Origin of the sequence: Alloalcanivorax sp. C16-1, from assembly GCF_046507805.1 — a bacterium.
Classification (GTDB): Bacteria; Pseudomonadota; Gammaproteobacteria; order Pseudomonadales; family Alcanivoracaceae; genus Alloalcanivorax.
Genome location: NZ_JBKFTK010000001.1, coordinates 581,833 through 606,682, shown reverse-complemented (window position 1 = coordinate 606,682; position 24,850 = coordinate 581,833). Strand labels below are relative to the sequence as shown.

Annotated in this window: 18 protein-coding genes; 6 read left to right on the top strand and 12 right to left on the bottom strand. The window is 66.3% G+C overall.

Annotated features, from left to right (window positions below; genetic code table 11):
- Positions 1 to 3: 3 nt before the first annotated feature.
- Genes alr through ACLD0W_RS02885 form a run of 5 tightly spaced genes read left to right on the top strand, consistent with a single transcriptional unit; the run spans position 4 to position 5,909 of the window.
- Positions 4 to 1,071: an alanine racemase gene (alr, locus tag ACLD0W_RS02905; protein WP_410306003.1), complete on the top strand. Its 1,068-nt coding sequence runs from the start codon at positions 4 to 6 to the stop codon at positions 1,069 to 1,071.
- A 32-nt stretch (positions 1,072 to 1,103) separates the two neighbouring features.
- A complete protein-coding gene (radA, locus tag ACLD0W_RS02900; protein ID WP_410306002.1) occupies positions 1,104 to 2,468 on the top strand; it encodes a DNA repair protein RadA in 1,365 nt (454 codons plus the stop codon).
- A gap of 42 nt (positions 2,469 to 2,510) precedes the next feature.
- Complete coding sequence (locus ACLD0W_RS02895; RefSeq protein WP_410306001.1) at positions 2,511 to 3,161, top strand: potassium channel family protein; 651 nt, start codon at positions 2,511 to 2,513, stop codon at positions 3,159 to 3,161.
- Positions 3,158 to 4,528: a TrkH family potassium uptake protein gene (locus ACLD0W_RS02890; RefSeq protein ID WP_410306000.1), complete on the top strand. Its 1,371-nt coding sequence runs from the start codon at positions 3,158 to 3,160 to the stop codon at positions 4,526 to 4,528. The genes ACLD0W_RS02895 and ACLD0W_RS02890 overlap by 4 nt, the downstream gene beginning before the upstream one ends.
- Positions 4,529 to 4,538: 10 nt before the next feature.
- On the top strand, positions 4,539 to 5,909 hold the full coding sequence (locus tag ACLD0W_RS02885; RefSeq protein WP_410305999.1) for a TrkH family potassium uptake protein: 1,371 nt from the start codon (positions 4,539 to 4,541) through the stop codon (positions 5,907 to 5,909).
- A gap of 6 nt (positions 5,910 to 5,915) precedes the next feature.
- On the opposite strand, the gene ACLD0W_RS02880 is transcribed toward ACLD0W_RS02885, so the two are convergent.
- The 12 genes from ACLD0W_RS02880 to ettA form a co-directional block, all read right to left on the bottom strand.
- Complete coding sequence (locus ACLD0W_RS02880; protein WP_410305998.1) at positions 5,916 to 6,347, bottom strand: hypothetical protein; 432 nt, start codon at positions 6,345 to 6,347, stop codon at positions 5,916 to 5,918.
- A 121-nt stretch (positions 6,348 to 6,468) separates the two neighbouring features.
- Entirely contained in the window at positions 6,469 to 7,572 is a 1,104-nt protein-coding gene (locus ACLD0W_RS02875; protein ID WP_410305997.1) for a PepSY-associated TM helix domain-containing protein, read from the bottom strand.
- Positions 7,573 to 7,589: 17 nt separating this feature from the next.
- Entirely contained in the window at positions 7,590 to 9,731 is a 2,142-nt protein-coding gene (locus tag ACLD0W_RS02870; RefSeq protein ID WP_410305996.1) for a TonB-dependent receptor, read from the bottom strand.
- Between the two features lie 83 nt (positions 9,732 to 9,814).
- Positions 9,815 to 10,618, bottom strand: coding sequence for a DUF547 domain-containing protein (locus tag ACLD0W_RS02865; RefSeq protein ID WP_410305995.1), 804 nt, complete (start codon positions 10,616 to 10,618; stop codon positions 9,815 to 9,817).
- 40 nt (positions 10,619 to 10,658) lie between these two features.
- Positions 10,659 to 12,266, bottom strand: coding sequence for a methyl-accepting chemotaxis protein (locus ACLD0W_RS02860; RefSeq protein WP_410305994.1), 1,608 nt, complete (start codon positions 12,264 to 12,266; stop codon positions 10,659 to 10,661).
- 163 nt (positions 12,267 to 12,429) lie between these two features.
- Positions 12,430 to 14,574, bottom strand: coding sequence for an FAD-dependent oxidoreductase (locus ACLD0W_RS02855; RefSeq protein ID WP_410305993.1), 2,145 nt, complete (start codon positions 14,572 to 14,574; stop codon positions 12,430 to 12,432).
- A gap of 200 nt (positions 14,575 to 14,774) precedes the next feature.
- Positions 14,775 to 15,818, bottom strand: coding sequence for a methyltransferase domain-containing protein (locus tag ACLD0W_RS02850; protein ID WP_410305992.1), 1,044 nt, complete (start codon positions 15,816 to 15,818; stop codon positions 14,775 to 14,777).
- A 97-nt stretch (positions 15,819 to 15,915) separates the two neighbouring features.
- The gene (locus ACLD0W_RS02845; protein ID WP_410305991.1) at positions 15,916 to 17,160 is read right to left on the bottom strand and encodes an EAL domain-containing protein; all 1,245 of its coding nucleotides are present in this window, start codon (positions 17,158 to 17,160) and stop codon (positions 15,916 to 15,918) included.
- Positions 17,161 to 17,263: 103 nt separating this feature from the next.
- Complete coding sequence (locus ACLD0W_RS02840; RefSeq protein WP_410305990.1) at positions 17,264 to 17,878, bottom strand: hypothetical protein; 615 nt, start codon at positions 17,876 to 17,878, stop codon at positions 17,264 to 17,266.
- Positions 17,879 to 17,896: 18 nt separating this feature from the next.
- Positions 17,897 to 20,224 carry an FdhF/YdeP family oxidoreductase gene (locus tag ACLD0W_RS02835; RefSeq protein ID WP_410305989.1) on the bottom strand — a complete coding sequence of 776 codons (2,328 nt, stop codon included), beginning with the start codon at positions 20,222 to 20,224 and terminating at the stop codon, positions 17,897 to 17,899.
- Positions 20,225 to 20,261: 37 nt separating this feature from the next.
- The gene (fdhD, locus tag ACLD0W_RS02830) at positions 20,262 to 21,095 is read right to left on the bottom strand and encodes a formate dehydrogenase accessory sulfurtransferase FdhD (RefSeq protein WP_410305988.1); all 834 of its coding nucleotides are present in this window, start codon (positions 21,093 to 21,095) and stop codon (positions 20,262 to 20,264) included.
- A gap of 198 nt (positions 21,096 to 21,293) precedes the next feature.
- Complete coding sequence (gene ettA / locus ACLD0W_RS02825) at positions 21,294 to 22,961, bottom strand: energy-dependent translational throttle protein EttA (RefSeq protein WP_410305987.1); 1,668 nt, start codon at positions 22,959 to 22,961, stop codon at positions 21,294 to 21,296.
- Positions 22,962 to 23,155: 194 nt separating this feature from the next.
- Here ettA and ACLD0W_RS02820 point away from each other — a divergent pair, with 194 nt between their 5' ends.
- Positions 23,156 to 24,796: a methyl-accepting chemotaxis protein gene (locus tag ACLD0W_RS02820; protein WP_410305986.1), complete on the top strand. Its 1,641-nt coding sequence runs from the start codon at positions 23,156 to 23,158 to the stop codon at positions 24,794 to 24,796.
- Positions 24,797 to 24,850 lie beyond the last annotated feature (54 nt).

The window sequence follows — 24,850 nt, the reverse complement described above, 5'->3', positions numbered from 1 at the left end:
CCCATGCGTGGTACCCGGCTGGAACTGCGACCCGGCGCCCTGGCCCACAACGCCCGGCGCGCCCGTGCCCTGGCCGGCGGCGCCCGGGTGTTCGCCATGGTCAAGGCCAACGGCTACGGCCACGGGTTGGGGCTGGCGGCCCGTGCCCTGGCCCATCAGGTGGACGGCCTGGGCGTGGCGCTGATGGAAGAGGCCCAGGCGCTGCGGCACCTGGGGCTGGCGCACCCGATCCTGGTGGCGGAAGGCTTCTTCGACGCCGACGAGCTGGCCCTGGCCGCCCGCCTGCACGCCGAGGTGGTGGTGCACTCCTCCTGGCAGGTGGATCTGCTGGTGGCGCAACCGCGCCCGGTGGGGGTGTGGCTCAAGGTCAACACCGGCATGAACCGGCTCGGCATGGCGCCGGACCTGGCCCGCGCCCAGGCGGCCCGGCTGCGCGGGCTGAAGGGCGTGCGGCTGCTTGGCGTGATGAGCCATTTTGCCTGCGCCGACGTGGCCGACGACACCCGCACCGCCTCGCAGCTGGCCCTGGCCCGGGCTCTGGCCGGGGAGTTGCGCGTGCCGCTCAGCGCCGCCAATTCCGCCGCCCTGATCCGCTACCCGGACGCCCGCGCCGACCGGGTGCGCCCGGGCATCATGCTGTACGGCTCCTCGCCGTTTGCCTGGCGCGCCGCCACCGACCTGGACCTGCGCCCCACCCAGCGCTTCAGCGCTCGTCTGATCGCCATCAACCCGGTGCAGGCCGGTGACAGCGTCGGCTACGGCGCCACCTGGACCGCCGCCGGCCCCGGCCGCGTCGGGGTGGTGGCGGTGGGCTACGGCGACGGCTACCCGCGCCACGCCCCCAACGGCACCCCGGTGGCGGTCAACGGCCACCGCACCCGGCTGGCCGGCCGGGTGTCCATGGACATGCTCACCGTGGACCTGAACGGCATCGACGCCCGGGTCGGCGACGAGGTGGAGCTGTGGGGCGACGTGGTCAGCGCCGACGAAGTGGCCGCCGCCTGCGGCACCATCAGTTATGAATTATTCTGTCAGGTCACCGCGCGGCCGGTGCGTGTGATCGCGGAATAGCACGAGTAGGTGCGGATCAGTAAGGAGTTCCCGTGGCGAAAAAGAAAACCGCCTTTGTGTGCACCGAGTGCGGTGCCGACTTTCCAAAATGGCAGGGTCAGTGCCCGGCCTGCGGCGCCTGGAACACCCTGCAGGAATTCGTGGTGGATCCGGCCACGCCGAAAAGCCGGGGCGCCGAGCGCACCGGTTACAGCGGTGAGCTCACCGAGGTGCGCAACCTCAACGAGATCGTGCTGGAGGAAACGCCGCGCATCGACACCGGCATGGGTGAACTGGACCGGGTGCTGGGCGGCGGCCTGGTGCCGGGCTCGGCGATCCTGATCGGCGGGCACCCGGGGGCCGGTAAATCCACCTTGCTGCTGCAGGTCATGTGCCGGCTGGCCGACACCGAGTCCTGCCTGTACGTGACCGGCGAGGAATCCCTGTCCCAGGTGGCGATGCGCGCCGATCGCCTTAAGCTGCCCAAGGAAAAATTGCGCCTGGCGGCGGAAACCGACGTGGAACAGATCCTCGATCTGGCGCGTAAGGAACGCCCCCGCCTGCTGGTGGTGGATTCCATCCAGGTGATGTATCTGGCCGGCCTGCAATCGGCGCCGGGTTCGGTGGCCCAGGTGCGCGAGTGCGCCGCCGCCTTGACGCGATTCGCCAAGCAAACCGGTACCGTGTTGCTGTTGGTGGGCCATGTCACCAAGGACGGCACCCTGGCCGGGCCCAAGGTGCTGGAACACATGATCGACTGCTCGTTGATGCTGGAGGGTTCCACGGACTCGCGCTTCCGCACTCTGCGTGGGCTCAAGAACCGCTTCGGCGCGGTCAACGAACTGGGGGTGTTCGCCATGACCGGCGAGGGCCTGAAGGAAGTGAAGAACCCCTCCGCCATCTTCCTGAACCGCGCCGAGGAGATCGCCGCCGGCTCCCTGGTCACGGTGGTCTGGGAAGGCACCCGGCCGCTGCTGGTGGAACTGCAGGCGCTGGTGGACGCCAGCCACTTCGGCAACCCCCGCCGGGTATGCGTGGGCCTGGAGGCCAACCGGCTGGCCATGCTGCTGGCGGTGCTGCACCGCCACGGCGGCATCCAGGTGGGCGACCAGGACGTGTTCGCCAACGTGGTGGGGGGCGTCAAGGTGGCGGAAACCGCCGCCGACCTGGCGCTGGTGCTGTCGATCGTGTCCAGCTTCCGGGACCGGCCCCTGGGCCGGGACCTGGTGGTGTTCGGCGAGATCGGGCTGTCCGGTGAAATCCGCCCGGTGCCCCAGGGGCAGGAGCGGCTTTATGAGGCGGTGAAACACGGCTTCAAACGGGCCATCATCCCCAAGGCCAACCGGCCCCGGCAGCTGCCGGATGGGGTGGAAGTGGTGGCGGTGGCCACCCTGGCCGAGGCCCTGGAACAACTGTAGGCGGCGGCCCGACCGCCGCCACGAGCAGCACAAGGAGCACGAATGAAAAAACAATTCGCGATCATGGGCCTGGGCGGTTTCGGGGAAGCCGTGGGCGTGGAGCTGGTGCGCCTCGGCCATGAAGTGCTGGGCGTGGATTCCGATGAGACCAAGGCCAACCAACTGGCGGACAAGCTCACCCAGGTGGTGATCGCCGACGCCACCGACGAGGCCTCGCTCAAGGAACTGAAGCTGGAGCGCTTCGACGCGGTACTGGTGGCCATTGGCGAGAACATCGAGGCCAGCATCCTGTGCACCATGCACCTGGAATCCCTGAAGGCCAGGGAAGTGTGGGTCAAGGCGATCACGCCCACCCACCACAAGATCGTGGAAAAGCTGGGTGCCGAACGCATCTTCCATCCGGAATACGAAATGGGGCTGCGGGTGGCGCAGACCATGGCGCACCCCAACATGCTCGATTACCTGGCCCTGGGGGATAATTATTTCGTCATCGAGGTGCGCCCCGGCGAGGTGCTGGACGACCGGCCGTTCTCGGACCTGAAGATCGATCCGGACAAGATCCGCCTGCTGGCGATCAAGCACGGCAACAGCGTCACCTTCGAGCCGGCGCCGGACTACCGTTTGCGTCGCAACGATCATCTGGTGCTGCTGGGCGACGAGAAAGCCCTGCGCGAGTTCACCTCCGGCCTATGAGAAGCTGGCTGCCCCGTCTGCGCGGCCGCGTCACTCTCAAGGCGCGCATGCGCCGGGCCTGGCGGCTCAGCCCGCCGGTCTTGCTGGCGGGCGGCTTCGCGGTCTTCATCCTGATCGGCACGCTGCTGTTCTGGCTGCCGTTTGCCAGCCACGAGGGCCTGTCGCTGTGGCAGGCGCTGTTCACCGCCACCGCCTCGATCACCGTGACCGGCCTGTCGCTGGCGGACCCGGCCCGGGACCTGACCCTGTTCGGGCAGATCGTGGTGATGGTGCTGTTCCATGTGGGCGGGCTGGGGTTGATGACCTTCGCCGTGCTCACCGTGCTGGCCCTGGGCGGGCGCCTGGGGCTGGGCGGCCAGCGGGTGGTGCGCGAGGCCATGAACCAGACCTCCCCCGGCGACGTGATCCTGCTGGTGCGTCAGGTGGCGCTGCTGGCGCTGACCCTGGAGCTGATCGGCGCCGCGGTGCTGGCCACCGCCTGGGTGCCGGAGATGGGCTGGGGGCGGGGGCTGTGGATGAGCTTTTTCCACGCCGCCTCCGCGTTCAACAACGCCGGGGTGTCGATCCTGCCCGACGGGCTGGCGCCCTGGGCCGCCACGCCGCTGGTCACGGTGGTGATCACCGGCCTGTTCATGGTCGGCGGTCTGGGCTTCACGGTGATCAACGATCTGTGGCGCGAGCGCCGCTTCAGCCGCCTCAGTCTGCACAGCAAGCTGACCCTGACCGGCACCCTGATACTGGCGCTGTCCGCCTGGCTGATGGTGATGGGCTTCGAGTGGAGCAATGGCAACACCCTGGCCGCCCTGGCGCCGGAGCAGCGCCCCTGGCTGGCCTGGTTCATGGCGGTGGTGCCGCGCAGCGCCGGCTTCGCGGTGGTCGACATCAGCGTCGCCTACGCGCCGACGGTGCTGCTGACCATGTTCCTGATCTTTATCGGCGGCGGCAGCAACTCCACCGCTTCCGGTATCAAGGTGAGCACCTTCATGGTGGTGATCCTGGCCACCCGCGCCTTTCTCACCGGCCGCCAGCGGCCCACCGCCTTCAGACGCATGGTGTCGCTGAACTCGGTGTTCCGCGCCTACACGGTGGTGGTGCTGAGTCTGCTGATGGTAATGCTGGGCTGTTTTCTGCTGGTCATTCTGGAGCCGGAGATGCGGCCCATGGACGTGCTGTTCGAAGGGTTCTCCGCGTTCGGTAACGCCGGCATGACCCGCGGCATCACCGGCGACATGTCGATGGCCAGCCAGGCCATCGTGATGGTGCTGATGTTCGTGGGCCGGATCGGGCCGCTGGCGCTGGCGTTTTCCCTGGCGCGGCCGCGCCCGGTGCGGCTGCGCTATGCGGAGGACGAGGTGCAGATCGGGTGAGGGGCGCGCCATGAAGAGCTGGCAACCGCGTCTCAGCGGACGCCTCACTCTGAAGGCGCAACTGCGCCGGCCCTGGCGATTCAGCCCGCCGGCGCTGCTGGCGCTGAGTTTTCTCGCCTTGATCCTGGTCGGCGGGCTGCTGCTGTGGATGCCGATCGCCAGCCACGGCGGGCTGGGGCTCGGCCAGGCCCTGTTCACCGCCTGCTCGGCGGTGACCGTCACCGGCCTGGTGGTGGTCGACACCGGCAGCGTGCTGACCGGCTTCGGTCAGGCGGTGGTGCTGGTGCTGATCCATCTCGGCGGGTTGGGCCTGATGACGTTCGCCGGGCTCACCATTCTCGCGCTCGGCGGCCGCCTGGGGCTGGGCGGCCGGCGGGTGGTGCGCGAGGCGCTGGACCAGACCGCCCCCGGCGACGTGCTGGTGCTGGTCCGCCACATCGCCATTCTGGCCCTGTCCCTGGAGCTGGTCGGGGCGCTGCTGCTGGCGCTGGTGTGGGTGCCGGAAATGGGCTGGGGCGAGGGGCTCTGGTTCAGCGTCTTCCACGCGGTGTCCGCGTTCAACAACGCCGGCTTCGGCCTGCGCCCGGACAGCCTGATGCCCTGGGCCGGTCAGCCACTGGTGAATATCGTCATCACCGCCCTGTTCATCACCGGCGGGCTGGGCTTCACGGTGATTCTGGATCTCTGGCGGCGGCGCCGCTTCGCCCGCCTCACCCTGCACAGCAAACTGACCCTCACCGGCACCGCCATCCTGGCGCTGGGCGGCTGGCTGCTGATGCTGGGCTTCGAATGGCGCAATCCACACACCCTCGGAGCGCTGCCGGTGGTGGACCGGCTGTGGGCCGCCTGGTTCACGGCGGTGACCCCGCGCACCGCCGGCTTCAACAGCGTCGACACCGGCGCCCTGGGCATGCCCGCCACGCTGCTGACCATGATGCTGATGTTCATCGGCGGCGGCAGCAACTCCACCGCCTCCGGCATCAAGGTATCCACCTTCATGGTGCTGCTGCTGTCCACCCGGGCGATTCTGCGTGGCGAGCAGCAGCCGCGCCTGTTCCGCCGCGCGGTGGCCCTGGCGGCGGTGTTCCGCGCCTACGCGGTGGTCATGCTCAGTGTCATGCTGTTGCTGCTGGCGGGCTTCGTGCTGGTGATCCTGCAACCGCAGATGCGACCGCTGGACGTGCTGTTCGAGAGCTTTTCGGCGTTCGGCACCGTGGGGTTGTCGCGGGGCATCACCGCGCGGATCGGCGCGCCGGGGCAGGGCATTTTGATGCTGCTGATGTTCGTCGGCCGCATCGGGCCGCTGGCGTTCGCCTACGCACTGGCGCGGCCCAATCCGGCCCGGGTGCGCTACACCGAGGCCGAGGTGCAGATCGGCTGAGGGCGATCAGAGGCCGTCGGCGGCCAGGTTCAGACGCCGGTCCCGCCACCAGCGCCAGGACGCCACGGTGTCGAAGAACAGCGCCACGGAATTGACCATCACCACCATCACCGCCAGCATCCATTCATCCCATTCCAGCGCGTCCGGCCCCCAGCCGCCGATCAGCCGCGCCACCAGCGCCGCCTGCAGCGGCACCCAGGCGAGCAGGTGGGGCAGCGCCAGGGCCCGGTTCAGGGAGGCGTAGCGCCACAGGGTGAGGCCGTTGGTGACCATCACGAAGACGGCGGCCCAGGCCACCAGATGGCCGCTGGCGGTGTGCAGCATGAAGAAACCGGCGGCGTTGACCGGGATCAGCACCAGCAAAATCCACACCCGCATCCAGAGCGGCAGACGGCGGTAGGAATCGTGAATGCGATCCAGGCGTTCGATATGACTCATACAATCCCTTGAGGCGCTTTCCGGGTCGATTGGCTGGCTACCTTGAAGGAAGCGGCGTGCTGGGCGCGTGAGAGGGTGCTTGCAAGCGACCGCCGGTTAAATGGTGGCGGCGGCGCCGGTTTCAAGAGCGCGGGGCGCGCCGGCGTCGGGCTTTGCGGCTCAGTTGGCGCTTTTTCCACCACAGGTACAGCCCGGTGAAGAACAGCAGCCCGGGCAGCAGGCCGCCGGCCACCACCAGCCAGCGGCCCACCAGGCCCAGGGCGTCACCGTTGTGCAGCGGGAACTGCCAGACCAGGAACTTGCTGCCGGCGGCCACCGTCAGCGGATCCCAGCGGTCCAGCACGGCGCCGCTGTAGCGGTCCACCCAGACCCGGGTGGCCGGATAATGGTCCCAGGCTTCGCCGGGCTGGTTGTAGGCGAGGATATAGGGAGAGCGGGGTTCGGTGGGCAGGTAGACCCGCTTCAGGGTGGCGCCGGGGAAGACACCGGCACCCGCCGCCACCGCCTGATCCACGGTCAGCGGAGCGGCCCCCAGCGCCGGCGGCGCGGAACGATGCACCGGGCGCGGCTCCAGCGGCAGCACCGTGCCCACCAGGGTGGCGAGCGGGCCGGGAAACACCAGGGCCACGCCGGAGAACGCCACCACCATCAACACCGGCAGGGTCAGGACACCGACGCTTTTGTGCAGGTCATGGTTGAGACGGAAGGCGCCCTTGTCGGTACGGATGGCCAGGGCGCCGCGCCAGCGGCCCTTGCGCGGCCACCACAGGTACAGGCCGCTGAAACCGAAAAACAGCAGGCACAGACCGGCCACGCCCACCACGTACTTGCCGGGGGTGCCGGCCAGCAGCGTGTAGTGCAGGCGGTACACCCAACTGGTGGGGTAGACGCCCCACTGGCGCACCGCCACCACCCGGGCGGTGTCCGGCGCCACGCTCACTTCCAGCGGGCCGGGGGCGCCGTCGGGTCCGGCGAACCGTACCGTGTGGGCGTCCCCCGGCGCCGCCAGATACAGCCGCTGGGCGGGCCGCTCCGGCGCCGCCCGGCGGGCGGCGTCCACCACCTCGGCCAGCGGCGCCGGCTCGCCGCCGCTCTGCACGCGCACCGCCGGCGTCAGCCAGCGGTCCAGGGTGTCGTGAAACACCAGCAGACTGCCGGTGACACCGATCAGGGTGAGCAGCACGCCGGCGATCAGGCCGGCGTATTTGTGCAGGGTGAACAGCATGAATCGCCCGGGAAATCTCAGAAGTCGAGATTGTACCCGAGGCTCACCACGCGGCCACGTCCGGCGAAGTAGCGCTCGTCCAGGTCCGAGGCGGATTGCGAGAAGAAGGTGATGTACTGCTCGTTGAACAGGTTCTCCACGCCCAGGGTCAGCTGCCCCCGGGCCAGCCGGTAACCGGCGAACAGGTCGAACAACTGATAGCTGTCGAAGTTGGCGTCCTGGCCGTTGATCCGGTCATAGCGGCGGCTGAAATAATGGTTGCCCTGCAACTGGGTGGTGAGGCGGTCGTTCCAGTTGGCTTGCCAGCGCACCGTCACCCGGTCCGGGGAAATGTTGCGGGCGTCCATGCGCTGGTCCGGCACGCCATTGCCATTGCTGTCCACCTCGCCGCTGACGTGGGCGTAGCCGACGCTGACCCGGTGCCCTTCCCGCAGCCGCCAGCCCAGGTCCGCCTCCACGCCGTGGATATCGGTGGCGCTGCGTTCCACTTCATAGACGCCGTTGTTGAGCACCAGCACCGAACCCAGATCGGAGTCGGACTGGTAGTAGCTCAGTTCCAGGTCCGCCGCGCCGCGCTTCAGGCGCACGCCGATTTCCTGGTTTTCGGTGACGATGGGTTGCAGGTCCACGTAGTCGTCCACGTCCTGACCGGGCTGGTTCACGCCACGCAACACCCGGCCCACGTCGGGCATGCCGAAGCCCTCGGAGTAGTTGGCGAACCACTGCATCCAGTCGGTGGCCTGGAACACCAGACCACCGTTGACCAGGGTTTCCTCGAAGCTCGGGCTGCCGCCGGCCACGGTATGGCCGCCGTAGGAGGCCAGCACCTGGTAGGTGTCCACGTTCAGCTTGGCGTATTCGTGGCGGGCGCCGCCGTGCACGGTGAGCCGGTCGGTGAGCCGGTATTCCAGTTGCAGGAAAGGCGCGGCGTTGCGGAAGCGGGCTTCCGGCACCCATTCGCGATCGGTGAGCACCAGTACCTGACGGGTTTCGTCCTGGAGAAGGTCCAGCCCGGCGGTGGCCTTCAGGCGACCGTCGAGCAGGCCGTCCCGGTTGACGGTGAACTTGGCCCCGTACTTCTCCGATTCGTTCTGGGACTGATCGTACACATTGGCGCCGTAGGCCGGGTCCTGATAGGTGCCGAAGGTGCCGCCGCCATAGCGGGCGCGGAAGCGCTGGCTGTAGAACTGTACCTTGAGGTCGTTGCCGGCCAGATCCAGATGCCGATAGGCGAGGCTGGTGGTCAGCGCCTGATTGCGTACCGGCCGGCCGCGCGGATCGCCTTTCACCGAGGTGGCGGGAACGCCGGCGGCGCGGTCGCCGGGCACGTTCACGTAATCGTGGTTGCCCTCCAGTTCGAAGCGATTGACGCTCAGTTCCAGGTTCTGGTTGTCGTCCAGCCAGTAGCCGAGCTTCACGAACAGGTCGTGGCTCTCGGAATCCATGATGTCGCCCTGGGCTTCGTCCACGCCGATGGCGCGACCGTCGCCGTCGTAAAACAGGCCCCGGGACCGATAGCTGCCGCCGAGCAGGTAATCCCAGTCGCCCTGAATCCCCTCCACACGGTAGTCGGCCTGGTAGCCCAGACCGTCGGAGTCATAGTCGGTGGGGGCGCTGACGCCCACCCCCACATGCTGCTTGAGCGCGCCACCCTGGGGGCGCCGGGTGACGAAATTGATGATGCCGCCGGTGGCGCCCAGGCCATGCTCGGCGCTGGCGCCGTGGATGATCTCAATTCGCTCCACCATGGCCAGATCGATGGTGTAGCCGTCCCGGGACCCGTCCCGCAGGGGATTGGATTGCGGAATGCCGTCCACCAGGAACAGCGGATCCCGCCCGCGGAACGTCTCGCCGGCGTTGGTCAGCTTCTGGCGACTGGGGGAATAGGAGGGCAGCAGATTGCTCAGCACCTGAGCCTGATCCGCGGTGATCGCCAGTTGTTCCTCGATCTGCTCGCGGGTCACCACGGTGATTTTCTGCGGCGTTTCCCCCAGCGCGCTGTTGGCACGGGTGGCGGTGACCGTGACCGGGGCCAGCTGGTTATTACCGGTTTGGGCACCGGTTTGGTCGTCGGTCTGCGCGAACGCCGGGGAAATCGGTGCCGCCAGAGCGGCGGTCAGGGGCAACAGAGTGAATCGTCGGCAAGCAGAACGGAACATGACGGTTCCTCCCGGGATATTGTCAGTTTTGTAAGGGCCGGAGGAACCTATAGAGAATGAGAATTATTGTCAATCAATCGGCTTCAACGATCCTCGTCGTTGAGCGACCAGTCGTACTTCAGGAAATCAATCTCCAGTTTATCGTCGCGCAGGGCGGAACGGGCCGACGCCGGCACGCCCAGGGCGTCCGCATGGGCCGCCAGCCAGGCGCCCAGGCTGCCGGCGTCCGCCACGAAGTCTTCCCGGTACCAGTCGAAGATGGACGACACCCACAGGGTGCCATCCCGGTAACGGTTGCGCTGACGGTCGGACAGAAAGCGACGGGTGGCGTCGTCGAGCTGGCGGTCCAGGGCGTCGCCGGTGTAGGCCTCCGGGCGCAGGGCCGGGCAGCCCACGGACGCGCAGTTCACCGCGAAGTGGATGCGCGTGTCCATCAGCGCCGGATTGCCGCGAATCAGGTCGTGCTCCACCTCATCCAGGGTGCGCCGCTCGCCGAGCAGCGTGAAAAAGCGCTGGCTCCAGGGCCCGCGAAAAATCGATCCGATGTCCCGGATCGAGGCGGGCCTGGATTCCTGGCGCAGAATCAGTTGCACGGTAAAGGCGTTGTAGGCGTTGATCAGAAACGCCAGCCGGGCCGGACGGGGCCATTGTTGAAACCGGCCCGGCGCCACCGCGCCGAGCCGGTCCAGGTAGGCGTCCAGGGCCGGCCGGTCCGCGGCGAAGCCGGCGTAGTCCACCGTGGAGGCCACGCCGTCCCGGCGCCAGGTCACGTGCTCCCGCAGCAGCGTGTCCCAGGCGCCGTGATCGAAGTCCTCGGCGGCCAGCGCCGGGGGCGTGATCAGAGCCAGTAGCAGCAGCCCCGGCCACCATCGATAAAGACAACGCATAACCTTTCTCCGCGAGGACCTTCGTGTCAGTCGGACCCTGTCAGTCGGGCGTGCCCGAATCCCGCCGTAAGGATAGCCGCGCCGGCGTGCCGGTGGAGTGAGCGTCGGCGGCCTGGAAGAAGCCCATTTCCTTGAGCAGCGCCCGGGCCTGGGCCTGAAGCGAGCGACTGGCGGCGCTGGATTGTTCCACCATGCTGGCATTCTGCTGGATCGCCGCGTCCATTTGCGAGACCGCCAGGTTGACCTGCTCGATGCCCTGGGACTGTTCGCGGCTGGCCACCGCGATCTCGCCGACCAGCGAGGTAACCTGATCCACGCCCTTGGCGATATGCCCGAGCGTGTCGGCGGCCCGGTCCACCAGGGCGGTGCCGGCGTCCACCCGGTCCACGCTTTCGTCGACCAGCGTCTTGATTTCCCGCGCCGCTTCGGCGCTGCGTCCGGCCAGGCTGCGCACCTCGCCGGCCACCACCGCGAAGCCACGGCCCTGTTCACCGGCGCGCGCCGCTTCCACCGAGGCGTTCAGCGCCAGCAGATTGGTCTGGAAGGCGATTTCGTCGATCAGCGTGACGATGCTGGTGATCTTGCGGCTGGAGCCGCTGATCTCGGCCATGGCGGAGATCGCCTGGCGGGCGATTTCGCCGCCCTCCCGGGCCTGGTCGCTGACGCGATGGGCCAGCCCGTCCGCCTCGCCGGCGTTGTCGGCGTTCTGACGTACCGTGGAGGTGATCTCATCCATGGAGGCGGCGGTTTCTTCCAGACTGGCGGCCTGGTCCTGGGTGCGCCGGCTCAAGTCGTCGGTGCCCTGGGAAATCTCGGTGGAGGCAATGCTCACCGACTCGGCGTTGTTGCGCACCGAGCGCACCACGTCGGAAAGCTTCTCCTGCATGCTGCGCAGATCGCGGAGCATATCGCCGAATTCATCCTGGCAGGTGATATGAATCTCGTCGTCCAGCCGGCCCTCGGACAGGGAGCGGGCCAGGTCGCGGGCCTTGCCCAGCGGCGTCATGATGCCGCGCACCAACCAGATCGTCAGCAGCAGCGCCGCCACCACGGAGGCGGCCATCAGCCCCAGCACCAGATTGCGGGATTGCCGGTAGCTGGCCAGCGCGTTCTGATAATGGCTTTCCGCCTGTTCACGGTTGCGCGTCACCAGGTCGTTGATGTTATCCAGTACGCCCCGGTAGTCCTCGCGGATCTTCCCCGTGGCCAGGGTGCGCGCCTGATCGAAATCGCCGGCCATCATCAGGCCGTTGAGTTCGTTCAGATCCCCACGCAACGTCTCCAGGCCGGCCTGAAAGTGTTCGGCGATGGCCCGTTCGCGCTCGCCGCTGATCCGCTGCGGGAAATAGTCCGCCCAGTACTGATCGATGAGAAGGTTGTTGTCCTTCACCTGGGCGCTGACCTGGGTGGCACGATTTATATCCCGGTCGCGCTGCGCGGCGGTGATTTTCACGCGCGTATCCAGCAGAGCTTCGCGCACCGCGCCAAGATCCAGCAACGTGATCAGGTTCTGGTTGTACGTTTGTTCAAGGTCATGACGCACCGAACTGGTACTGAGGATGCCGACCACGCCGATGGCGATAAGCAGAACGATACAGAGCCCCAGGCTGAGCGAGAGCCTGAGTTTGACGCTTTTGTTGAGCAACATAGAAGAGGAGCCTTGTGTGAAGATATCTGCGCCGGGCGGCGTCCCGGGCGGGAATGGTTCCGCCGCTTGAATGACGGGCGTCCTTGTCGTCCGCCTTATCGGCAAGTCGCGGCGGGATTTAACAGGTTGCAGATATTTTCTTTAAAGACTTTGACTCTTCACGTTATCGTCGCGCGGTGTGGAACCGTTGCACCCAACGCAGCAGTTTTTCCGGCTTGTGCGCCTTCTTCCATTCACCGGCGGCGAACTTGTTGGCCTCGGCGCGGGTGGGATAAATGTGGATGGTGCCAAGAATTTTGTTCAGGCCCAGGCCGTGCTTCATGGCCAGCACGTATTCGCTGATCAGATCCGAGGCCGCTTCGCCGACGATGGTCACGCCGAGAATGCGATCCTTGCCCGGCGGCGTCAGCACCTTGACGAAACCCCGGTCGCTGCCGTCGGCGATGGCCCGGTCCAGATCGTCGATGCCGTAGCGGGTCACCTCCACCGCGATGCCTTTTTCCCGGGCCTCCTGTTCGTTGAGGCCGACCCGCGCCACCTCCGGCGCGGTGAAGGTGGCCCAGGGGATCACCCGGTAATCGGCCTTGAAGGTTTTCAGTCCGCTGAACAAAGCGTTTACCGCGGCGTACCAGGCCTGGTGAGCGGCCACATGGGTGAACTGGTAGGGGCCGGCCACATCGCCGCAGCCGTAAATGTTGGGAAAGCGCGTGCGCAGTCGCTCGTCCAGATCCAGGGTGCCGTTGTCGCCGGTGGTGATGCCCAGATCCTCCAGGCCCAGCCCGGCGGTATTGGCGCGCCGGCCCACCGCCACCAGCACCGCGTCGAACGGCAGCCGTCGCTGGCCCTGTTCACTCTCGGTATGAACACGCTGCTCGCCGTCCTCCACGCTGAAGCGGATCGCCTTGTGGCCGGTGAGCAATTCCACGCCGTCCTCGCGCAACGCCTCGGCCACCGCCCGGGCGGCGTCGTCGTCCTCGCGGGGTAGCAGACGCGGGCCTTGCTCGACCTGGGTCACCCGGCTGCCCAACCGCGCGAAGCTCTGCGCCAGCTCGCAACCAATCGGACCGCCGCCCAGCACCAGCAGGCGCGGTGGCAGCTCGGTGACCCGCCAGAGGTTTTCCGAGGTGAGCACGCGCACCTGGTCGATGCCGGGAATCGACGGCACCAGCGGTCGCGCGCCGGTGGCGATAACGATGGCGCGCGCGCTCAGCCGGCGCTCGCCGTCCACCGTTTCGATGGCCACCTCCCAAGGCGACACCAGCCGCGCGCGCCCCTGGATACAATCCACCCCCAGGGCCTGGTAGCGTTCCACGGAATCGTGGGGCTCGATGCGACCGATTACCCGCTGGATGCGTGCCTGGATATCGGCGAAGTCGAACTCCGTGGTAATGCGTTTGAAGCCGTACCGCTCGGGCACCCTTTCCAGATGCGCCAGTGACGCGCTCTTGATCAGCGCCTTGGACGGCACGCAACCGGTGTTCAAACAATCGCCGCCCATTTTTTCCGCCTCGATCAGCGACACCTTCGCCTTCACGGTGGCGGCGATATAGGCGCTCACCAGACCGGCGGACCCGGCGCCGATCACGATCAGATTGCGGTCGAAGTGTTTGGGTTTGTCATAGCCGCGATACACTTGGCGACGCCGCACCACGGCCAGCACCGCCCTGGCCAGCCACGGAAACAACCCCAGCAATACCAACGCCCCCAATAAGCCGGGCGACAGCAAACCGGACAATGACGACAGCTCACCCAACTGAGTGCCCGCGTTCACGTACACCGCGGTTCCCGCCAGCATCCCCACCTGGCTCACCCAGTAAAACGTCCAGGTCTTCAACGGTGTCAGCGCCATCACCAGATTGATCACGAAAAACGGAAACGCCGGAATCAAACGCAACGTAAAAAGATAAAAGGCCCCGTCCTTCTCCACCCCCGCATTGATCTTCTTCAACCGCTCGCCGAACCGCGCCTGCACCGCGTCCTTGAACAGAAACCGCGCCGCCAGAAACGCCAGCGTCGCGCCCACGCTGGACGCGAACGACACCAACAACAACGCCACCCAGAACCCGAACAACGCCCCCGCCGCCAGCGTCATGATCGCCGCCCCGGGCAAGCTCAACGCCGTCACCAGCACGTACAACGCGAAAAACCCACCCAGCACCGCCACCGGATGTTCCCCGGCCAACGCCTGAAACGCGCCGCGTTGCGCTTTCAGATAATCCAGGCTCAGATACTGACCCACATCGAAAAAGAAGTAACCCGCCACCAGCGCCACGATCACCAACAGTAACGCCACCTTCTTAATGCTCATAAATCACCCTTATCCACTGGGACGTTTTTGTTCGGCGATTGGCAACCACCTTTACGCTTATGATGAGCCGGGTTCGGTTTTGCCCTTCCAGGACCTTTGAAGACAGGGATGTCTGAAAAGAGCCTCCAGGGATGGATTCACGGCGTGTCCTGGAAGGGCAAAACCGAAACCGGCGCCCTCAATGGAGGGCAACGCCTCCACTAACAGCAAGCACCGGACGACGCATCGACGTCACCCTCCTCGAACGGCACCCTCAACCCACATCCCTCGAAAACCCCAAAATGCCGGGAAAAATCCCCAACAAAATCAAAATGCCCCGCGAACCGACTCTCCGCCAACATCCGCCAGGTATTCCCACACACCGGAAACACCCGACCGGTCTCCATCACATGATGATCATCCAACACGAACGCCTCCGGCTGCTCCGCCAACGTCCCCTGATAAATCACCGCCTGCCCGTAATCCTCGCAGGCCGGCTCCAGCGCCTCGATATTGAACAGCCGGTACGTGGCGGAATAAAAACGCAGGTTGCCCAGCTTCGCCTCGATGGCCGGGTTGTCCACGGTCAGGCGCCGGGACTCCACCAGCCGCGGGTCGCCGAAACCGCACCCCGTGGCCAGATGGAGAAAATCGTTCCAATACAGCGCGCCGGCCAGACACTCGCCGTACAGCACCGGATCCCTGGTCAGCGCCGCCGGCACCCGCCGATCCGCGTACACATCGGAAAAATAAAACTCGCCGCCGGGCTTGAGCAGCCGCTTCACGTCACCGATCACCTTGGCCTTATCGGTACTCAGGTTGATCACGCAGTTGGACACCACGATGTCGAAATAGCCGTCTTCCAGGTCCAGGGCGTCCAGTTCCTCGATATAGCCTTTCAGAAAACGCACGTTGCTCTCGGCGAAACCGAACGCTTCCCGATGGTAATCCCGGTGGCGTCGGGCCACCGCCAGCTGCTCGTCGGTCATGTCCACGCCGACCACCTCGCCGTGCTCTCCCACCAGCGCGGACAGCAGATAGACGTCGCGGCCGGAGCCGCAGCCCAGATCCAGAATCCGCCGACCTTCCAGCGCCGCCGGTGCCACCAGGCCGCAACCGTAATAGCGGCTCAGCACCTCTTCGTGGAGGCGTGTCAGCAGGGGTTTCAGATGGTCCGGCGGAGTCTGATCGCAGCAGGCGTTGGTCTGCAGATCCTGGCTGCCGGTGAGATGTTGGCCATAGTACTGTTGAACGTCGTCGCGCACGCTGCTGTCTCCCGAGGTCCGGAATAGGGGCCGCTGCCCGGCAGCCTATAACCGGAACAGGCGGTACTCCGTGAAGACGGTAAGCGTGGCGCGGGGATCAGTCCACCGCGGTGAAGCGCAGGGCGTCCTCAATGGGCATCGGTTTACCGACGAAATACCCCTGCACCTTGGCCACGCCGAGCCGCCGCAAGGTCGCCAGTTCTTCCCGGCTCTCCACGCCTTCGGCGATAACGCGCGCGCCGATCACCTCGCCGAAACGGATCAGTGCCGCCGCCAGCGCCTGACGGGCCCGGTCGCGGTGAATGTCCCGAATCAAACTGATGTCGAGCTTGATGATCTCGGCCTCCAGCTCCAGTACATGCTGAAAACTGGCGTAGCCGGCGCCGGCGTCATCCACGGCGATGTCCATCCCTTGCTCGCGCAACGGTGCCAGCGCCTGGCGCAGCGCGGGATAGTCACTGATGCGCGCGTGCTCGGTGATCTCCAGCAAAACACGATCCGTTGGCCAGCCCCGCAGGTCGTCGGCCAGCTTGCCATCAAGGATCTGTTCGGGGGAGACGTTCAAGGAAAGGTAAGAGGTCTTCGGCAAGGGCGCGGCGGTTCGCAGAGCGGTTTGCACCGCCAGCTTTTGCAATTCCAGTCCCAGCCCCACCCGGTCGGCCTCATCGAACCACAGGTTTGGCGGTCGACAGGGTTCGGTATCAAAGCGTGTCAGGGCCTCGAAACCAACCACGCGGCGTTCTTCCATATGCAGGATGGGTTGAAATACGGTGCGCAGGCGTTGATGCCGGATCACGTTGAGAATCCGCTCCCTGATTTCGCGGTCACCGGCTTCCCGTTCCATGCTCTGGCCGATCAGGCGGCCGGCGAACTCGGCGAAGGCGCCGAGCAAAGCCTGGTCCCTGGGGCCCAGGTTCCGGCCAGTTTTGTGGTCGAAACAACAGAAGGTGCCGAACAATGAACCGTCCGGCAGATGGACGGGCACGCCGATGTAGTTGGCGATATCGAGTGCCTGTGTGACCGGCATATTGCGGGTCAGCGGATGCAGCGAGGTGTCCGCCAAGATGCCGTCCAGCTCACCGTTGGCGATGTAATGGCAATAACTATCCTCGAGCGGATGGCTGTCACCGGAAGCCAGCCTGCCGGCAGAGTGTTTGCTGTCCACATGCCGGATGACGCGCTTTCCATCGAGAAATTCCGCGATGAACGCCACGTCCATGCCCAGGTGGGTTCTCAATGTCTTGAGAATATGCTCGATATCCTGAACGTGGTGGCTGCCGTCCGTGCCGAAGCGTTTGTCGGCGGCGGCCAGCAAGGGCGCGATCAGACTGTCGTTATCCATGGCCAATCCAGCCGAATTGGAGAATACGTTCAGGCTAAAGTCGCTCCCGATAAAGTCAATATAAAGGGCCTTGCAGTCAGGCGGCGCGCGCCGGGCCGGATGCTCAGAGCCGACCCCGGGAGGGCGGTGAGGAACCGACGCCACCAGGGGATCGGTGCCGGCGCCAGCGGCGTTCCCAGCCGATTCCGCTGACCAGCCCCAGCAACAGACCGCCGGCGGTAAGCGCCGGCCGCCATCCGGCGGGATCGATCCCCGCCGTGCGACTGGCCACCGGCAAATAACGCGTGGCGGCGCCGGGGCGGCGGCTGAACCGTTGTAGATAAGCGTCAATGTCGTCGCCGCTGGCCACCGGCGTAGGGCTTTGCACCGTGAGCCGCGCCGGGCCCGGACCCGGCCAGGCGACGCGCACCTCACAGCGATGACCGAGCCACAGTAATAAAGGGTCGCGGTGGCAGCCGGCCAGCGCCGTGACCGTGCCGGTGCGCAGGGCCTTGCCTTTATCCGCGTACAGCACCGTGGCGATATCCAGGGCCGCGGTGGGGATCAGAAAACCCACCGCCAGGCAAAGCATCACGCGCAACCGGCCGACGACCCTGTCGCCGCCCGCGCCTTGTTGTGGGTGGGCGTGGCCGTGGCGGCAATGGCGCAGGTCCAGTACCGCCAGGGTCACCAGTGCCGCCAGCAGGCCCGCCAGGCTCAGGGCCAGGAAGCCGCTCACCGGCGTGGCCCTCGGTGGTCAGGCAATGCGCGCCGGGGCACGGCTGGCTTCCAAACGAATGGCGATCAGCTTGGAGGTGGGCGTGAAGCTGCCGTCCCCGTAGCTGTCCATGGGCACCAACGGGTTGGTTTCCGGATAGTAGGCGGCGGCCTGGCCGGCGGGCACGTCGTACGCGAGCAGGGTGAAATCGCTCACCCGCCGCTCCTTGCCGTCGCGCCACAGCGACACCAGGTCGATTTTATCGCCGGCCTTGAAGCCCAGACGTTTGATATCCGCGGCGTTGGCGAACAGCACCTTGCGGCCGTTGTGCACGCCCCGGTAACGGTCGTGCAGGCCGTAGATGGTGGTGTTGTACTGATCGTGGGAGCGCAGGGTCTGCAGCACCAGATCCGGCTGATCGCCCCGGGCCAGGATCTCGCTGTCCACCAGACTGTCCGGCAGGGCATTCGCGGCCAGATGGGCGTGGCCGCTGTCGGTGTGCCATTGACGGTCGCGGGCCGGATTGCCCAGATAGAAGCCGCCCGGGTGTTTAAGCCGCTGGTTGAAATTCTCGAAGCCGGGGATGGTGTCCTGGATCAGTTCGCGGATGCGATCGTAGTCCTCCACCAGAGCGGACCAGTCCACCGGCGTCTTGCCCAGGGTGGCCTCGGCGATGCCGGCGATGATCGCCGGCTCGGAGCGCATGCGGTCGGACAGCGGCTTAAGCTGGCCGTGGGAGATGTGCACCATGGAGAAGGAATCCTCCACGGTAACGCCCTGGGGCCCGGTCGCCTGGCGGTCGATGTCGGTGCGTCCCAGACAGGGCAGAATCAGGCCCTCCTTGCCGCACACCAGATGGCTGCGGTTGAGTTTGGTACTGATCTGCACGGTCAGGTCACAGCTGCGCAACGCCTCATGGGTGCGCGGCGTGTCCGGGGTGGCCTGGGCGAAGTTGCCGCCCAGCGCCAGGAACACCTTGAGCTTGCCCGCCACCATGGCCTGCAGGGTGGTGATCACGTTGTAGCCGGGCTCCCGGGGCGGCTGGAAATCGAAACGTTTTTCCAGGGCATCCAGCAGCGCCGCCGGCGGTTCGTCGGCGATGCCCACGGTGCGGTCGCCCTGCACATTGGAATGACCGCGCACCGGACACAGGCCGGCGCCTTCGCCGAACTGGCCGCGCAGCAGCTGCAGGTTGGCGATCTCCTGAATGGTGGGCACCGAGTGCTTGTGCTGGGTGAGGCCCATGGCCCAGCAGATGATTACCCGTTTGCTGTCCCGGTGAATGCGCGCGGCCTGTTCGATGACGTCGCGGCTCAGGCCGGATTGTGCCTCGATGCGTTCCCAGGAGGTGGCGTCCACCTGCTGAAGATAGTCGTCCAGGCCGGTGGTGTGCTCGGCGATGAAAGCATGGTCGAACACCGGCTCGCCGCCGTTCTCCGCCGCCTCCCGGTCCCACTGCAGCAGCCACTTCACCATGCCGCGCACGGCGGCCATGTCCCCGCCCAGGCCCGGCCGAAAATAGGCGGTATTCAGCGGAGAGGAACCGCCGGTGAGCATTTCCTTCGGGTCCTGGGGCGCCTGGAAGCGCTCCAGGCCGCGCTCGCGCAGCGGGTTGAACACCGCCACCTGGGCGCCGCGTTTCACCGCGTCGCGGATTGGCTCCAGCATGCGCGGGTGATTGGTGCCCGGATTCTGGCCGAAGATAAACAGGGCGTCCGCCTTCTCGAAATCCTCGAAGGTCACCGTGCCCTTGCCGGTGCCGATGCTCTCCGCCAGGGCCACGCCGCTGGCCTCGTGGCACATGTTCGAGCAGTCCGGAAAATTGTTGGTGCCGAAGGCGCGCACGAACAGCTGGTACAGAAACGCCACCTCGTTGCTGGCCCGGCCGGAGGTGTAGAAGGCGGCGTCGTGGGGGCTGTCCAGGTTTTTCAGGTGGCGGGCGACCAGCGCGAAGGCGTCGTCCCAATCAATCGGCTCATAGTGATCGGTGGCCCGGTTGTAGACCATCGGTTCGGTGAGCCGACCCTGGAATTCCAGCCAGTAATCGTCCTGCTTGAGCAGGTCGCTGACGCTGTGTTCGGCGAAGAACGCCGCATCCACCCGGCGGCTGGTGGCTTCCCAGTTCACCGCCTTGGCGCCGTTCTCGCAGAACTTGATCATGCCGCCCTGGGGCGCCTCGCCCCAGGCGCAGCCGGGGCAGTCGAAACCGTTGCTCTTGTTGGTCTTCACCATGGCGAACAGGTTCTTGAACGGTTGCTTGCTCTCGAACCAGTGGTCGGTGACGGCGCGCAACGCGCCCCACCCGGCGGCGGGGCCCGGGTAGGGCTTGAAGCGCAACCGATCGGCGGGGGTATGAGGATCACTCATTGGGGGTCTCCATGTTCCCGGGCCCGTGTTCCGGGAGTCAGGGGGTCGGGCTGTACAGCCGCGGCGCGCCCTGCCGTGGCTGGTGAATCAGATTCAGCGCACTGCGCCGTGCCTGGCGCACGCTCAGCGACGACGGCGCGGACAGGCTCACCAGGGTGCCGGCGCCGGCGCGCACCGCCTTGTGGATCAGTTCCAGACCACAGCGGCTGGTGATCGCCAAAAAGCCGTCTGCCGGGTCCAGACCCTGGCGAAGGCAGGCACCGATCAGCTTGTCCAGGGCGTTGTGCCGGCCGATGTCCTCCCGGCAAATCCGTGTTTCGCCGTTGCCGTCCACGTAAATCGCCGCGTGCATGGCGCCGCTGTGCCGCGCCAGCCGCTGGGTGGCCTCGAAGCGCTCGCGCAGTGCCTCCAGGTGCTCCGGCGGCGGTAACGGGCCCCGGTCGCGCTCTGGCAACGGTGGCAGCGCCTGATCCAGCGCCTCCACCCCGCACAGGCCGCAGCCGCCGGTGCCGGCCTGGCCACGGCGCTGCTGCTTGAAACCGGCGAAGGCCCGGCTGCTCAGCGTCACCGCCGCTTCCACCGCGTCTTCCAGGGGCGTCAGTTCGATGTCGTAGAGGGCGCGGGCGTCGTCCACCAGACCGGCGGTCAGGGTGAAACCGGTGACGAAGTCTTCCAAGTGTTCCGGAGTGGCCATCATCACCGCGTGATTGATGCCGTTGTAGCTGATCGCCACCGCCACCTCGGCGGCCAGCGCCTGCTCGCCGCCGGCGCCATCGGCGCCGTATTCCCGATAGGCAAAACGGGGCGACGGATCGTTCAGCGGTGTTTCCGCGGGATCATGCCCGGCATCGTGCCGGGGCGGGGAGGTCATGCCGGTGCCTCTCGCGGTTGGCTGGGGTTGCGGTTGGCGTATGCGTTACTCAGCGAAAGAATAGACGCTTTGCGGGCGACGGCCAAATCAGGAATGCCTATCGTCGGATGGATATTTCATCGCGGCTGAAGCCGCTCCTGCCGGGGCGAACCGTTGTAGGAGCGGCTTCGGCCGCGATCAGCCATCGTTCGGTGGGACTTACACCTCGATGCGCTTGTACTTCATGCGCTTGGGTTGCAGGGCCTCGTCGCCGAGTTGTTTGCGGCGGTATTCCTCGAACTCGGTGTAGGAGCCCTCGAACCATTCCACCTGGGCATCGCCCTCGAAGGCCAGGATGTGGGTGGCCACGCGGTCCAGGAACCAGCGGTCGTGCGAGATCACCACCGCGCAGCCGGGGAAGGCCAGCAGCGCTTCTTCCAAGGCACGCAGGGTTTCCACGTCCAGGTCGTTGGTGGGTTCGTCGAGCAGCAGCACGTTGGCGCCCTGTTTGAGCAGCTTGGCCAGGTGCAGGCGGTTGCGTTCCCCACCGGACAGGTCGCCGACCCGCTTTTGCTGGTCGCCGCCTTTGAAGTTGAAGCGGCCCAGGTAGGCGCGGCTGGGCACCTCGTAACTGCCGATCTTCAGAATGTCGTTGCCGCCGGACACCTCTTCCCAGACCGATTTCTTGGGGTCCAGGTCCTCGCGGCTCTGGTCCACGTAGGCCAGGTCCACGGTCTCGCCCTTGTCGATCTCGCCGGAATCCGGGGTTTCCTCGCCGGTGAGCATGCGGAACAGGGTGGTCTTACCGGCGCCGTTGGGGCCGATGATGCCGACGATGGCGCCGCGCGGGATCGAGAAGTCCAGGTGCTCGTAGAGCAGCTTGCCGTCGAACTGCTTGCTCACGTCCTTGATCTCGAACACCTTCTCGCCCAGGCGCTCGCCGGGCGGAATGTACAGTTCCTGGGTTTCGTTACGCTTCTGGAAGTCCTGGCTGGCCAGTTCCTCGAAGGCGTTGACCCGGGCCTTGTTCTTGGCGCGCCGGCCTTTCGGGTTCTGGCGCACCCATTCCAGCTCTTTCTCCACGGTTTTGCGGTGGGCGCTTTCGCTTTTCGCTTCCTGCTCCAGGCGCTGCTCTTTCTGTTCCAGCCAGGAGGAGTAGTTGCCCTTCCAGGGAATGCCTTCGCCCCGGTCCAGTTCGAGAATCCACTCGCAGGAGTTGTCCAGGAAGTAGCGGTCGTGGGTCACCGCCACCACGGTGCCGGGGAATTCGTGCAGGAAGCGCTCCAGCCAGGCCACCGACTCCGCGTCCAGGTGGTTGGTGGGCTCGTCCAGCAGCAGCATGTCCGGGGCGCTCATCAGCAGCCGGCACAGGGCCACCCGGCGGCGCTCACCGCCGGACAGGTTGGCCACGTTGGCGTCCCAGGGTGGCAGACGCAGCGCGTCGGCGGCGATGTCCAGGCGGCGCTCGATATTGTGGGCGTCGGTGGCTTCGATGATGTTTTCCAGTTTGGCCTGTTCCTCGGCCAGCTTCTCGAAGTCCGCGTCCTCTTCCGCGTAGGCGGCGTACACCTCTTCCAGGCGGGTCTGGGCGTTGCGGATCTCGGAGAGGGACTCCTCGACGATCTCGCGCACGTTCTTGTCCGGGTCCAGCTCCGGCTCCTGGGGCAGGTAGCCGATGTTGATGCCGGGCTGCGGGCGCGCCTCGCCCAGGTAGTCCTTGTCGACGCCGGCCATGATCCGTAACAGAGTGGACTTGCCGGCGCCGTTCAGGCCCAGCACGCCGATCTTGGCACCCGGGAAGAACGACAGGGAGATGTCCTTGAGAATCTGTTTCTTGGGCGGGACGACCTTGCCCACCTTATCCATGGTGAAAATGTACTGGGACATAGTAAGGAACTGCCTGAAATCACGGTGAAAGGCCCGCCATACGGGGCGCGGGCGGAATGGCGCCTAAACTAACCGAACCGGGCCCGGGATGAAAGCCCGCGCCCGGCGGGCCTAAAGTCCGACGCCCCGCCGCCGATATCCCGGAAGAATAACAAAAGCGGGCGTGCAGCCCGCTCTCAAACGGGAGTCGAGCCGTGTTCGCCAAATTCAATCGGATCAATGTGAAGTACGGCGCCGCCTTTATTGGTGTGGCGCTGGCCCTGCTGGTGGTGGTTACCGCCAACGCGATGCTGGTCAATACCGTGAAAAACCGCATGGTGGAGGTGGCGGAGGTGTTCAATCAGGCACTGGCGCTGACCGTCAATGCGGACCGTGACCTGTACCAGGCGCGCATCGCCGAAATGTCCTATCTGGCCACCGTGCCGGATACCCCGGAGGCCGAGGCTCAGCGGCAGGCCTGGGAGGAAAACGCCGACCAGGCCCGCGACCGCCTTGAGCGGGTGGCCCAGCTGCTGGCGCCGTATACCGACACCCAGGATCAGCTGACGCAATTCCAGGGGTTGTACGGCACCTGGCGGGAAAACTCCGGCCAGGTGTTCGCGCTCTATGACGATCAGGACATCGGCGGCGCCATGGAAATGATCGATGGTGGCTCCATGGACGCCTTCCAGGCCCTGCGTACCTTTTATGACGAAACCGGCACCGCCGTGGAACAGCGCGTCCAGGCCCTGGAGGCGGACACGCTGGCCTATGTGGAGCGCCAGCAGGCGCTGGTGATCGGCTTCGCGGCGGTGGTCGGCCTGGCCGCCATCGCCATCGCGCTGATCGGCCCGCATCTGATGTCCAAGGCGATCCGCCAGGTGTCCGCGCGCATCCAGGAAATCACCGACGGGGATGGCGATCTGACCGCCCGTATCGAAAGCAGCCGCCGCGACGAGATCGGCGAGCTGGCCGATCAGTTCAACGCCTTTATCGAGCGCATCGACACCACCCTGCAGTCGGTGCGCCGCAATGCCCTGGGTGTGCACCGGGCGTCCGACGAGATTGCCCAGGGCAGCCAGGAGCTGGCCTCGCGCACCGAGCAGTCCGCCGCCAACCTGCAGCAGACCTCCGCCTCCATGGAGCAGATCACCACCACGGTGCGCAACACGTCCGATTCCGCCGGCCAGGCGGACCGGCTGGCGCACACCACGGTGGACGTGGCGCGGCGCGGCCAGCAGGCGATGCGCGATGTGGAAAGCACCATGGCCGAGATCAGCGCCTCTTCGGCGAAGATCAACGAAATCATCGCCCTGATCGACGGCATTGCCTTTCAGACCAATATTCTGGCGCTGAACGCCTCGGTGGAGGCGGCCCGGGCTGGCGAACACGGTAAGGGCTTCGCGGTGGTGGCCCAGGAAGTGCGCACCCTGGCCGGCCGCTCCGGCGACGCCTCCCGGGACATCCGCGCGCTGGTGGACCGTTCGGTGAGCAGCACCCGCAGTGGCGCGGACATGGTCAAGAACGCCGGCCGCACCATGGAGGAAATCGTCGACAGCATCGAGCAGGTGACCCGCGTGATCGGCGAGATCAGTGCCGGTGCCAGCGAGCAGAGCCAGGGCATCGGCCAGGTCAACACGGCGGTGAGCGAACTGGACGCCATGACCCAGCACAACGCCGCCCTGGTGGAAGAGAGCAGCGCCGCCGCCGAGTCCATGCGTCATCAGGCCGAGGCCCTGGCCCGGCTGATCGCCGGCTTCCGCCTCAGCGACGGCGGCGAGGCGGTGCCCGAAAAAGCCCCGGCGCCGGTGTTGCGCGCGGTGCGCGACGACCGCGAGGAAGAGCGCGCCGCCTGACCGGGGCGATGCCCGACGCCCGCACGGACCGGTGCCGCCGGTCCGTGCTTTCGT

Excerpts from the sequence above, each read along its gene's own strand:
- alr (WP_410306003.1), top strand. The coding sequence starts at position 4 with ATGCGTGGTACCCGGCTGGAACTGCGACCCGGCGCCCTGGCCCACAAC.
- ACLD0W_RS02895 (WP_410306001.1), top strand. The coding sequence starts at position 2,511 with ATGAAAAAACAATTCGCGATCATGGGCCTGGGCGGTTTCGGGGAAGCC.
- ACLD0W_RS02890 (WP_410306000.1), top strand. The coding sequence starts at position 3,158 with ATGAGAAGCTGGCTGCCCCGTCTGCGCGGCCGCGTCACTCTCAAGGCG.
- ACLD0W_RS02885 (WP_410305999.1), top strand. The coding sequence starts at position 4,539 with ATGAAGAGCTGGCAACCGCGTCTCAGCGGACGCCTCACTCTGAAGGCG.
- ACLD0W_RS02880 (WP_410305998.1), bottom strand. The coding sequence starts at position 6,347 with ATGAGTCATATCGAACGCCTGGATCGCATTCACGATTCCTACCGCCGT.
- ACLD0W_RS02875 (WP_410305997.1), bottom strand. The coding sequence starts at position 7,572 with ATGCTGTTCACCCTGCACAAATACGCCGGCCTGATCGCCGGCGTGCTG.
- ACLD0W_RS02870 (WP_410305996.1), bottom strand. The coding sequence starts at position 9,731 with ATGTTCCGTTCTGCTTGCCGACGATTCACTCTGTTGCCCCTGACCGCC.
- ACLD0W_RS02865 (WP_410305995.1), bottom strand. The coding sequence starts at position 10,618 with ATGCGTTGTCTTTATCGATGGTGGCCGGGGCTGCTGCTACTGGCTCTG.
- ACLD0W_RS02860 (WP_410305994.1), bottom strand. The coding sequence starts at position 12,266 with ATGTTGCTCAACAAAAGCGTCAAACTCAGGCTCTCGCTCAGCCTGGGG.
- ACLD0W_RS02855 (WP_410305993.1), bottom strand. The coding sequence starts at position 14,574 with ATGAGCATTAAGAAGGTGGCGTTACTGTTGGTGATCGTGGCGCTGGTG.
- ACLD0W_RS02845 (WP_410305991.1), bottom strand. The coding sequence starts at position 17,160 with ATGGATAACGACAGTCTGATCGCGCCCTTGCTGGCCGCCGCCGACAAA.
- ACLD0W_RS02835 (WP_410305989.1), bottom strand. The coding sequence starts at position 20,224 with ATGAGTGATCCTCATACCCCCGCCGATCGGTTGCGCTTCAAGCCCTAC.
- fdhD (WP_410305988.1), bottom strand. The coding sequence starts at position 21,095 with ATGACCTCCCCGCCCCGGCACGATGCCGGGCATGATCCCGCGGAAACA.
- ettA (WP_410305987.1), bottom strand. The coding sequence starts at position 22,961 with ATGTCCCAGTACATTTTCACCATGGATAAGGTGGGCAAGGTCGTCCCG.